The following is a 10,313-nucleotide window of genomic DNA, read 5'->3' as shown; positions in this document are numbered from 1 at the left end:
CCTCGAACCTCGGCGGCGCGAGGCCTTCCGGGGCGCGAAGCCTAGGACGTGGGGCAGAGTTGGTCGGCGATCCCCATCAGCAGCTTCAGCGCCTTGGCGACGGCCGGCCCCACGCCGGGGATCAGCGCGATGACCGGCAGCAGCGCCTTGATGCTGGGGGCGAGCGACCGATAGGTCTTGCAGAGATCGTCGCCGCCCGACGCGCCGAACGCCTCGGCGTCGGGCAGGGCCGCTTCGATCTGGTCGGCCAGCGCCAGGGCTTCCTTGTTGCTGAGCATGGAACTTCCTCCGTTCCGGGGAGACGACCGCGCCGAACCGCCGGCGGGCGAGCCCCGTCCGATGAAGATGCGGAGCGCGGCGTGCGGACGATGTGCCGACGGTCACCCGGGCGGGGTGAGTTTCCACACAAGCCGGGCCGCGACGGCGAAAAAGGCCGCCTTGATTCGCCCGGAAGGCCGCGCGGAGGCGGTCATTTCGGCGCGACAACGGCCGCGCTTCGGGATCGACTTCCTCCTAATCGGGCGCCGGACGCGAAAACATGCCGCCCTCGCGGCAACTGGCGCCCTGATTTTCAACGACAACGTTGTCATTGAAAACATTAGCCTTTTCCCCTCGATTCCTCACGCTATGGTGCGCGCAAGGCGAGCAATAGTTTCGCCAACTTGCAGCAGGACGTGAAATGCAGAACCAAGGGCCGGGCGCTAACGCGCCCCCGACGAAACACGCGCGTCTATTGGCCTGGGTCGACGAGGTCGCCGCGCTGACCAAGCCGAAGGCCATCCACTGGTGCGACGGCTCCGACGCGGAATGGGCCGCCCTGACCGACGAACTGGTCGCCCTCGGCACGCTCAAGCGCCTCAATCCCGAGCTTCGCCCCAACTCGTTCCACGCCGCCTCCGACCCGCGCGACGTCGCCCGCGTGGAGAGCCGCACCTTCATCTGCTCGGCCGACCAGGCCGACGCCGGCCCGACCAACAACTGGCGCGACCCGGACGAGATGCGCCGCACCCTGAACGGCCTGTTCGACGGCTGCATGCGGGGACGGACGATGTACGTCGTGCCCTTCTCGATGGGGCCAGTCGGTTCGCCGATCAGCGCCCTGGGCGTGGAGATCACCGATAGCGCCTATGTCGCCGTCTCGATGCGGGTGATGACCCGGATGGGCCGGGCGGCGCTGGACGCCCTGGGCGAGGACGGCTTCTTCGTGCCGGCCCTGCACACCCTGGGCGCGCCCCTGGCCGAGGGCCAGGCCGACGTCGCCTGGCCGTGCAACGACGACAAGTACATCGTCCACTTCCCCGAGAGCCGCGAGATCTGGTCGTACGGCTCGGGCTACGGCGGCAACGCCCTGCTGGGCAAGAAGTGCTACGCCCTGCGGATCGCCTCGGTGATGGCCCGCGACGAGGGCTGGCTGGCCGAGCACATGCTGATCCTCAAGCTGACCTCGCCCGCCGGCAAGGTGCGCTACGTGGCCGCCGCCTTCCCCAGCGCCTGCGGCAAGACCAACATGGCCATGCTGCAGCCCACCCTCCCGGGCTGGAAGGCCGAGACCATCGGCGACGACATCTGCTGGATGCGGTTCGGACCGGACGGCCGTCTGTACGCGATCAATCCGGAAGCCGGCTTCTTCGGCGTCGCGCCGGGCACGGGGGTGAAGACCAACCGCAACGCCGTCGACACCCTGCATTCCAACTGCGTCTACACCAACGTGGCCCTCACCGCCGACGGCGACGTCTGGTGGGAAGGCCTGACCGAGACCCCGCCCGAGGGGCTGACCGACTGGAAGGGCCGCGCCTGGACGCCGGAGTCCGGCGAACCCGCCGCCCATCCGAACGCCCGCTTCGCCGTGCCCGCCGGCCAGTGCCCGGTCATCGCCGACGAGTGGGAGGACCCGGCCGGGGTGCCGATCTCGGCCATCCTGTTCGGCGGCCGCCGCGCCAGCGCCGTGCCGCTGGTCACCGAGGCCTTCGACTGGGAGCACGGGGTGTTCCTGGCCTCCAACGTCGCCTCGGAAGGCACGGCGGCGGCCGAGAACAGCATCGGCGAGCTGCGCCGCGATCCCTTCGCCATGCTGCCGTTCTGCGGCTACAACATGGGCGACTACTTCAATCACTGGCTGAAGGTCGGCGCCGGCGCCGATCCGGCCAAGCTGCCCCGCATCTACTTCGTCAACTGGTTCCGCAAGGACGAGCGCGGCAAGTTCGTCTGGCCGGGCTACGGCGAGAACAGCCGGGTGCTCAAGTGGATCGTCGACCGCCTGGAGGGCGAGGCCGAAGCCGTGGACAGCCCGATCGGCCGCCTGCCCGCCCGCGACGGCCTGGACCTGACGGGCCTGGACCTGACCGACGCCCAGCTGGACCTGCTGCTGACCGTGGACCCAGAGATCTGGCGCGCCGAGGCCGCCCTGATCCCGCCGGCCTACGAGACGTTCGGTCCCCGCCTGCCGCCGGCCCTGTGGGAGCAACTGGCGGCGCTCGGCGCGCGGCTGGCCCGCCACGACCACCCCTCCAGAATCCTGGAACAGGCCTGACCGCCCTTCCCTCGCCCTTTCAAGACACAGGCGCCGGACAGGACCGGCGCACGGAGACCGAATGCAGCTCGCTATGGATAAGCCCGCCCGGAAGTTCGTGGTCGGAAACTGGAAGATGCACGGCGGCCGCGACGCCCTGCCCGTCCTGGACGCCATCGACGCGGCGGCGCGGCGGACGCCGGCCGTCGACGTCGGCGTGGCGGTGCCCGCCACCCTGATCACCGCCGCCTGGCAGGCCGCCGACGCCCTGCACGTGGGCGCCCAGGACATCCATGCGGCCGACAAGGGCGCGCACACCGGGTGCCTCTCGGCGCCGATGGTCAAGGACGCCGGCGCGGCCTTCACCATCGTCGGCCACAGCGAGTGCCGGGCCGGTCGCCAGGAGACCGACGCCGAGGTGCGCGAGAAGGTCGAGGCCGCGCGGCGGCACGGCCTGTCGGTGATCCTGTGCGTGGGCGAGGCGCTGGACGTCCGCGAGGCCGGCCTGGCCGAGACCGTGGTCGGCGCCCAGCTGGAGAACTGCCTGCCGGCCGACGCCGACGGCGACTGGCTGTCGGTGGCCTACGAGCCGATCTGGGCCATCGGCACCGGCCGCTCGGCCACGGACCAGGACATCGCCGCCATGCACGCGGTGCTGCGCGAGACCTGCCGCGCGGCGCTGGGCCCGGCCGGCGACCGCATCCGCCTGCTGTACGGCGGCTCGGTGACCCCGGCCAACGCGGCCGGGATCCTGGCGACGCCGAACGTCGACGGCGTGCTGGTGGGCGGCGCCAGCCTGACGGCCGAGACCTTCCTGCCGATCATCGCCCACGCCTGAGGACGGGCGTCAGCCCAAGGACCGCTTGAGGAAGGCGCGGATGTTCTGCGCCAGGCGCGGCGTCAGCGGCCCCAACACGCCCTTGCGCGCCTCGGGCAGATGGGCGGCGGGATCGCCGTCGGCCTCGAACAGGTAGTGGTCGAAGATCGCCCGCCAGGCGTCGCGCTGGGGCTTGGGCAGGTGGCGCACGGCCAGCAGGCCGTGGACCAGCACCTCGAACGGCGACCCGGCCTCGGGCGGCAGGTCGCGCCACCAGTAGTTCACCAGCACGTTGAAGCGGTCGAGCGACTGGACGTGGTGCCACCAGGCCGTGGGGATGTAGATGGCGTCGCCGGGGCCCAGCTCGGCCGAGCGGCCGTGCTCGATCGCCCCGGCGAAGCGCGGATAGCGCTCGAGGTCGGGAGCCTCCAGCTCGACCATGCTGATCGGCTGGCCGGCCAGGGTGAAATCCAGCGGCCCGACATAGAGATTGGCCGTCTGCTCGGGCGGGAACAGGGTGAAGCGCCGGCGGCCGGCGGCCACCACGGCGATGTTGTCGGCCATGTCGTAGTGGGTCTGCACCCGGACGGCGTTGCCGAACCAGATGCGCGGCTCGACTGGCACGGCCAGCAGGTCGTGGCGGTTGGCCTCGGCGAAGCCGGGCAACACCCGCTCCGTCGGGGCCGAGCCGACATAGACCGACGGCGGGTTCGCCTCTGCGCCCAGGGCCAGGATGTCGTCGACGATGGCCGAGATCGCGCCCTGCCGCCGCTCGAAGTTCAGCGCCCGCTCGGCGTCGCCGTAGAAGAAGCGGCCGCCGATCTCCGGCGCGCCGACGAAGGCCTCGACGGCCGCGCCCTTGTCGAAGCCCTTGATATAGGCTGCGGCAGCCTCCGCCCCCTCGAGACCGGCCTGGGCCGCCGGCCAGTCCGCCGCAAAGCCCCGCAGCACCACCGGCCGGTAGGCCGGGACGATCTCGGCGCGCAGAACCTCGCGCGTGACGTTCCAACGCTCTTCCAGGGGCGGAAAGGACAGGCTCATGCGACGCTCTTACAGGACTTGGCGACAGAACTCAGGGGCGCTCAAGATAGCGCGAAGCGAAGTCCAGGAAGTAGGGCCAGTTCGGACCGGGCGTGTGGCCGCCCTCGTGCTGCCGGAACGCCAGCTCGCCGTCGGCCGCCAGGGTCAGGGGTTCGGGGAAGGCCGTGAGGCCCAGGTCGCGCGCGCCCAGCAATCGGTAGACCGGACCGGCGGCGACGGCGGCCATGAACATGCCGCGCGAATCCACCCAGCCGTCGGCCTGGTCGTTGCCGACGCTGATGAACACCGGTCGGGGCGCGCACAGGGCGATCAGTTCGTGGGCGTCGACCGGCAGGTCGTCGACGGTCAGCGGCCCAGCGTAGCGCAGGAAATTGCCGGCCATCCAGTGGTACTCGCCGCTGGCCGCCAGGTTCTCCAACTGCTCGCCGCGCTTGCGCCGGTGCAGCTTGGCTCCGCCCTCGCCCGACGAGGCGATCAGGCCGGCGGCGAAGCGCTGGTCGTAGGCCATGGCGACCAGGGCGGCCTTGCCGTAGCGCGACAGGCCCTCGATCGCCACGCGGCGGTCATCGACAGCGGGGTCGGTCGCCAGGAAGTCCAGCACCCGGCTGGCGCCCCAGGCCCAGGCGCGCAGGGCGCCCCAATCGTCGGGGGCGCGCGGACGGCCGTGATTGACCAGGCCGATGACGCCTCGGGAGAGGCCCGCGCCGTTGTCGGGCTGGACGCTGGTCGGGTCGACGATCGCATAACCCCAGCCCCGGGCCAGGACCAGGTCGCGCCAATCGGGTCCGGGGGGCGCGGGCCGTCCCTTCAGCCACGGCGCGCCGTCGGGGAAGCCGAACTCCAGCACCAGGGGCCGCCTGCCCCGCCCTTCCGGCGTGACCAGCAGCAGGTCCAGGCTGACCGAGACAGCGGGCCAGGCGCGGTTGTCCAGGTCGCCGGCCAGGCGTCGCTCGCGCACCGCCACGCCGTTGCGGACCTCGTGCTTCTCGCTGACCACCCGCCAACGGATCTCCGGCGTGCGCTGGGGCACACGGCCGTGCTCCTCGCGCGAGAACAGCTCGACCAACTGCGGGCGGCGGCGTTTCCACCAGTCGTCGGGCGTCGCCACCGGACGGCCGTCGGGGAAGACCAGCGGGTCGGGCAGCGGGCTGAACGGCCCGGCCTTGGCCTCGTCCTGGTTGACGTAGTTGGGCGCGGCGGAATTGTAGCCGTCGACGCCCGGCCGCAGGGTTTTGATCCCCAAGCGGTCCAGCATCAGCCGGTGGTCCTGCTCGGCGGTCAGGCCGCCGGCGGCGGGCGGCGGGGTCTGGGCGCGCGGCGCGGAACCACCGGCGAAAGCCGCGAGCGCGGCGCCGAGCAGCGCCGCTCGGCGGTTCAAGCCCGCACCGGCGCGGCCCGGAACGCCGCCGCCACCGCCTCGCGCATCGGCTTGGGCTTGTAGGCGTCGTCATAGAGCGTCGCGCGCTTGGGCAGGCCGTCCTTGCGGGGTGTGAAGCCCTGCAGCCACGAATATTTGTCGACCATGCCCCAGGCCAGCACCTCCTTGGTCTGGCGGTAGTCCAGCATCAGGTCGAGATAGGCCTTGGCGAGCGCGGCGCCCGCCGCGTCGCGACCGGCGACGTCGCCCGGCAGGTTCTGGTCGTTGACGTCGAATTCGGTGATCAGCAGGTCGTAGCCCATGCCGGCGACCTCGTCGAGGAAGGCGCGCCAGGCCTTTTCCTGCGGCTGCCCGAGGATGGCCGAGGCGGCGGGGTCCTGGGTGCCCAGGTGGCTTTGGACGCCCAGGGCGTCGACCGGCGTCCCGCGCTTGCGGAAGCCTTCCAGCAGCTTCAGCACGCCCGTGCGGTGCGCCTCGTTGCCGGCCTCCCAGCCCATGTAGTCGTTGTAGACCAGCCGGGCCTTGGGCGCGAAGGCGCGGGCCGTCTGGAAGGCGACGTCCAGGGTCGCCTCCGGCCCCATGGCGTCGGAGAAGACCGTGCGGCGGATCGCGCCGTCCTTAGGGTCGATGGTCTCGTTGACCACGTCCCAGGAGTCGATCTGCGGATAGTGCTTGATGACCGTGGCGATGTGAGCGGTCAGCATCGCCTGGGCCTTGGCCTTGCCGGCCGGTCCCGAGCCGAAGTCGTAGTTGCTGAGCCAGGCCGGGAACCACTTGGGGTGATGCCACAACAGGGTGTGGCCGCGCAGGGCGATGTCGTGGGCCTTGGCGAAGGCGGCGATGCGGTCGGCGCGCTCGAAGGCGAAGGTCTCCGCATCGGGTCGCAGGACGTACCACTTCAGCTCGTTCTCGGGCACCAGCACGCCGCACTCGTCGATCAGCACCTGGCGATAGCCGGGATCGTCCAGCGTGCCGGTCAGGGAGCCGGGCTTGCCCGCGCCCACCGCGCTGCCGAACCGCACGCCCTTGGCCTTGGCCAGGTCGGCCAGCGAGCCCCCGGGGGGACGTTCGGCGGCCCGGACCAGACCCGGAACCGCGCAGGCCGCGCCGGCGGCGGCCCCAAACGCCATAAGACCACGCCTCGAAAAAACAGACCGGCGGAACGTCACGCTGAAGCCCTCTCAAGAACACCGCGCAACGTCGGGGACGTTGCGCGGTGAGTTTGGGGTAGAAGAATCCCTCGTCCGCGGAAGGCCGAAGGGTACGCGCCGAGACGATCCCGGCCGGACGACGTCCGACCGGTCCCGCCTCGGGATCTAGAAGCTGGCGCGAAGCACGAAGGTGTAGCGCCGGTCGTTCATGAACCAGGACCGCCCGGCCTTGAGCAGTTGGTCGTTCAGGACCTGGGTGGTCTTGGTGACCTCGTTGGTCAGGTTCACGCCCTGCACGCCGATCTTCACCTTGTCGTTGACGGTGTAGAACAGCGAACCGTCCAGCTGGCCGGTGGCCTCGTTCATGATCGGCGCGTAGGGCACGATCACGTCGCGGACCGTCAGCAGGAAGTCCGAACGCCAGTTGTAGGCCAGGCGAGCCGAGATCTTGCCCTTCTCGTAGATGGCCGCGAGATTGGCGTTGTGCTTGGACAGGCCCTGCAACGGCAGCAGGCTGGTGTCGACCGTCGAGACGCGGCCGGCGCCGACGTCGGGGTCGGTGGCCGACAGCGTGCTCTGCGGCACGCCCTTGCTGTCGATGTAGCTGTAGTTGGCGTTGATGCCGAAGCCGTCCAGCGGCTTGGGCAGGAAGTCGTAGAACTGCTGGTAGGCGATTTCGAAGCCCTTGATGTGGGCCTTGACGTCGGAGTTGCCCGGCGTGGTCACCAGCACATTGAACGTCGAGCCGTTGTTCGTGAACGGAACGCGCGCCGTGGTGTTGGTCGCCACATCGGTCAGCTCCTTCCAGAACAGGGCCAGCGTCACCGACCCGACCGGAGCGAAGTACCATTCCGCCGAGCCGTCGATGTTGATCGATTGCGTGGGCTTCAAGTACGGGTTGCCGACCGTTGTGTTGCCGCCGACCACGCCGTTGATGATGCCGGTCGCGTTGGTGTCGAGCTTGACGTCGTAGTAGTTGCGGGTCAGGCCCACTTCCGGCGGCGTGATGGTCTTCGACGCGCCGAAGCGCAGCTGCCAACCGTCCTGCAGGGCCACCTTCACGTTCAGGCTGGGCAGCCAGTAGTCGAACTTGGCGTGGGCGCTCTGCGGGATCGTGGCCCCGTTGGTGAAGTTCCGCACCTGCTGGCGGGTGGCCGGCGTGAGCCCGCAGAAGGCCGTCGGCGTGAAAGGCGCCTTCGGATCCGGCAGGGCCTGCCAGTTGGTGAACGCCAGGTCGCACGACGCATCCGTCGCCTGGATCGCGTTCGGGAAGGTCAGGAAGCCCGTCGCGTCGCGGGTCGTGCTGGTGTAGCGCAGGCCGACATTGCCCGTGACCCGCACGTCGCCGTCGAAGTCATGCTTGAAGCGCAGCATGGCGTAGGCCGACTTGGTCTTCTCGTTGATCGGATTGATCTCGCCCGGCAGGAAGGGCGTTCCGGCGACCGTGTTGCAGCGTTGGGCCAGCGGGACCCAGTTCTGCGGACATCCGTTGACCAGTCGCGCGCGCCACTCGTCGCCGACGGCCAGGCCGAAGGCCGACATCGCCGCGTAGTCCTTGGCCGCGTTGCCGTTGTAGAACGGACGCGCGTCCAGACCGGTCGGGACCGGGACCTCACCGCGCATGAAGTCGGTGAACGGATAGAGCTCGGTGTGGGCGACGCTGTTCGAACCGCCCGGCGTGGCCGGGTTGCCGTTGACCTGGTCGTCGAACCAGACCGGACCGCCGCCGCCCCAGATTTCACTCAGCACGCCCCAGTTATAGGTCGAGAAGCGCGTGGTCTGGTCGCGCTCGGCCCAGCGGACGCCGACCCGGGCCGAGTCCAGCCAGCTGTTCTCGGCGAAGCGGTAGTCGACGTCGATCTTGGCGGCGTCTTCCTTGCCCTCGCTCTGCTCGATGTGGTCCATCGCCGAGCGCCAGAAGCTGTTGTACGGGTCCTGGAAGCTGTTGTGGGCGCCGCGGAAATAGGTCGGGCAGTTGCCGCTGGGCGGCGCGCAGGTCGGCACCCCCGCGCCGCTGGACGGCGGCAGGAAGGTGAAGACCGGCATGTCCGAGCCGTTCAGCTTCAGGTCCAGGTTCTGGAAGGTCGAGGCCCAGACGCCGACGTCCAGGTTGTCGACCGTCGAGTCGACGTGCTGGTAGTCGAAGGACACGCCCCAGCGTTCGTTCGGCGTCCACTTGAAATTGAAGCCGTAGTCGGACGTGACGTACTTCTGCTCGACACTGCGGCTGATGTTGTTGCTTTGCAGGCCGAAGTTGGGCGTCCGCGGATCGGCGCCGTTCTGGTCGTCGCGCCAGCCCTGCGGACCGGTGATGATCCCGTTGGTGAAGATGCCGTTGCTGTCGACGCCGAAGGTGGTGCCGTCGATCGGGCGCGAGTCGCCGGCCGCCTGGACGTTGTCCGTGGCGATTTCCATCGCGTGCTCGGTCCAGGACTGCGTCGATTCCGAGCGCAGATACTGGAAGGTGGCCAGCATCGTGTCGTCAGTGCTGCGCCATTGGCCGGCCGCGGCGTAGCCCGTGCGCTCGCGCTCGGTCTCGGTGCTGCGGAAGGCCGCGCCGCGCGGGAACCACACGCCCTTGCCGCCCTGCGGGCAGTTCACGGCCTGCGGATTGGCGGTCTGGGCGCTGGTGAAGTCGGTGCGGCAACCGAAGTTCGACACCTGGGTGCCGTCGGCGCGCGTGAACAGCTTGGAATCGACCGCGCTGAGCAGCAGGCCGAACGTGCCGGCCTCGGTGTCCCACTGGTCGCTGTACAGCGCCGTATAGGTGGGCGCCCAACGCTTGACGAAGTCGCCGTAGCTGGCTTCGGCCGACAGCGAGAGCAGCCGCTTGGTGCTGTCGAACGGCAGGCGGGTGCGCAGGTTGACGGTGCCCGAGATGCCGCCCTCGATCATGTCGGCCGAGGGGCTCTTGAACACATCGACGCCGCCCATCAGCTCGGACGGCACGTCCGCGAAGCTGAGCGCGCGGCCGTTGTTGGCCGAGAAGGTGTCGCGGCCGTTCAGCTCCGAACGCACGAAGTTCAGGCCGCGCACGACGACGCCGCTGCCTTCGGTCGAGAAGTGGTCGGGGTCGACGCCGGCGGCGAAGCGGTTGATGGCCACGCCCGGGATGCGCTGCAGCGCTTCGGTGACCGAACGGTCCGGCAGGGCGCCGATGTCCTCGGCGGTGATGGAGTCGCCGATGATCTCGGAGCTCTGCTTGAGCTGCTGCGAGCTCTTCAGGCTCTGGCGGATGCTGGTGACGACCACCTCGTCGACCGTCGCCGCGTCATCGGCCGGTTTGGTCTGCGCCAGGGCCGGGCCGGCGATCAGCACCACCCCCAACGCCAGGGCGGAAACGCCGTACTTGAGTTTTGAAATCGAATTGCCGCTCGCGCATGCGGGCGCGCCTTGGACGTAGTCCATTTCGTCTGC

At 69.8% G+C, this 10,313-nt stretch carries 7 protein-coding genes; 2 read left to right on the top strand and 5 right to left on the bottom strand.

Going from position 1 to position 10,313, the window contains the following annotated elements; genetic code table 11:
- Positions 1–41 precede the first annotated feature (41 nt).
- Positions 42–278, bottom strand: coding sequence for a hypothetical protein (locus BR39_RS0113685; RefSeq protein ID WP_029912787.1), 237 nt, complete (start codon positions 276–278; stop codon positions 42–44).
- Between the two features lie 401 nt (positions 279–679).
- Here BR39_RS0113685 and BR39_RS0113680 point away from each other — a divergent pair, with 401 nt between their 5' ends.
- On the top strand, positions 680–2,530 hold the full coding sequence (locus BR39_RS0113680) for a phosphoenolpyruvate carboxykinase (GTP) (RefSeq protein WP_029912784.1): 1,851 nt from the start codon (positions 680–682) through the stop codon (positions 2,528–2,530).
- A gap of 61 nt (positions 2,531–2,591) precedes the next feature.
- Positions 2,592–3,347, top strand: coding sequence for a triose-phosphate isomerase (gene tpiA, locus BR39_RS0113675; RefSeq protein WP_197026702.1), 756 nt, complete (start codon positions 2,592–2,594; stop codon positions 3,345–3,347).
- A gap of 9 nt (positions 3,348–3,356) precedes the next feature.
- On the opposite strand, the gene BR39_RS0113670 is transcribed toward tpiA, so the two are convergent.
- The 4 genes from BR39_RS0113670 to BR39_RS0113655 form a co-directional block, all read right to left on the bottom strand.
- On the bottom strand, positions 3,357–4,367 hold the full coding sequence (locus tag BR39_RS0113670) for a cupin-like domain-containing protein (RefSeq protein ID WP_029912780.1): 1,011 nt from the start codon (positions 4,365–4,367) through the stop codon (positions 3,357–3,359).
- Positions 4,368–4,398: 31 nt separating this feature from the next.
- Positions 4,399–5,745 (bottom strand): S9 family peptidase, encoded by a 1,347-nt coding sequence (locus BR39_RS0113665; protein WP_231499461.1) that lies wholly within the window; start codon positions 5,743–5,745, stop codon positions 4,399–4,401.
- The gene (locus tag BR39_RS0113660; RefSeq protein WP_029912777.1) at positions 5,742–6,875 is read right to left on the bottom strand and encodes an endo-1,4-beta-xylanase; all 1,134 of its coding nucleotides are present in this window, start codon (positions 6,873–6,875) and stop codon (positions 5,742–5,744) included. The genes BR39_RS0113665 and BR39_RS0113660 overlap by 4 nt, the downstream gene beginning before the upstream one ends.
- A 186-nt stretch (positions 6,876–7,061) precedes the next feature.
- Positions 7,062–10,304: a TonB-dependent receptor gene (locus BR39_RS0113655; protein ID WP_029912775.1), complete on the bottom strand. Its 3,243-nt coding sequence runs from the start codon at positions 10,302–10,304 to the stop codon at positions 7,062–7,064.
- Positions 10,305–10,313 lie beyond the last annotated feature (9 nt).

It is taken from the genome of Caulobacter sp. UNC358MFTsu5.1 (assembly GCF_000712075.1).
In the GTDB taxonomy this organism is placed as follows: Bacteria; Pseudomonadota; Alphaproteobacteria; order Caulobacterales; family Caulobacteraceae; genus Caulobacter.
This window is presented reverse-complemented; position numbering and strand designations above follow the sequence as displayed.

What these genes read in the sequence shown, in the direction of transcription:
- BR39_RS0113655 (WP_029912775.1), bottom strand. Translation starts at nt 10,304, where the DNA reads ATGGACTACGTCCAAGGCGCGCCCGCATGCGCGAGCGGCAATTCGATT.
- BR39_RS0113670 (WP_029912780.1), bottom strand. Translation starts at nt 4,367, where the DNA reads ATGAGCCTGTCCTTTCCGCCCCTGGAAGAGCGTTGGAACGTCACGCGC.
- BR39_RS0113685 (WP_029912787.1), bottom strand. Translation starts at nt 278, where the DNA reads ATGCTCAGCAACAAGGAAGCCCTGGCGCTGGCCGACCAGATCGAAGCG.
- BR39_RS0113680 (WP_029912784.1), top strand. Translation starts at nt 680, where the DNA reads ATGCAGAACCAAGGGCCGGGCGCTAACGCGCCCCCGACGAAACACGCG.
- tpiA (WP_197026702.1), top strand. Translation starts at nt 2,592, where the DNA reads ATGCAGCTCGCTATGGATAAGCCCGCCCGGAAGTTCGTGGTCGGAAAC.
- BR39_RS0113660 (WP_029912777.1), bottom strand. Translation starts at nt 6,875, where the DNA reads ATGGCGTTTGGGGCCGCCGCCGGCGCGGCCTGCGCGGTTCCGGGTCTG.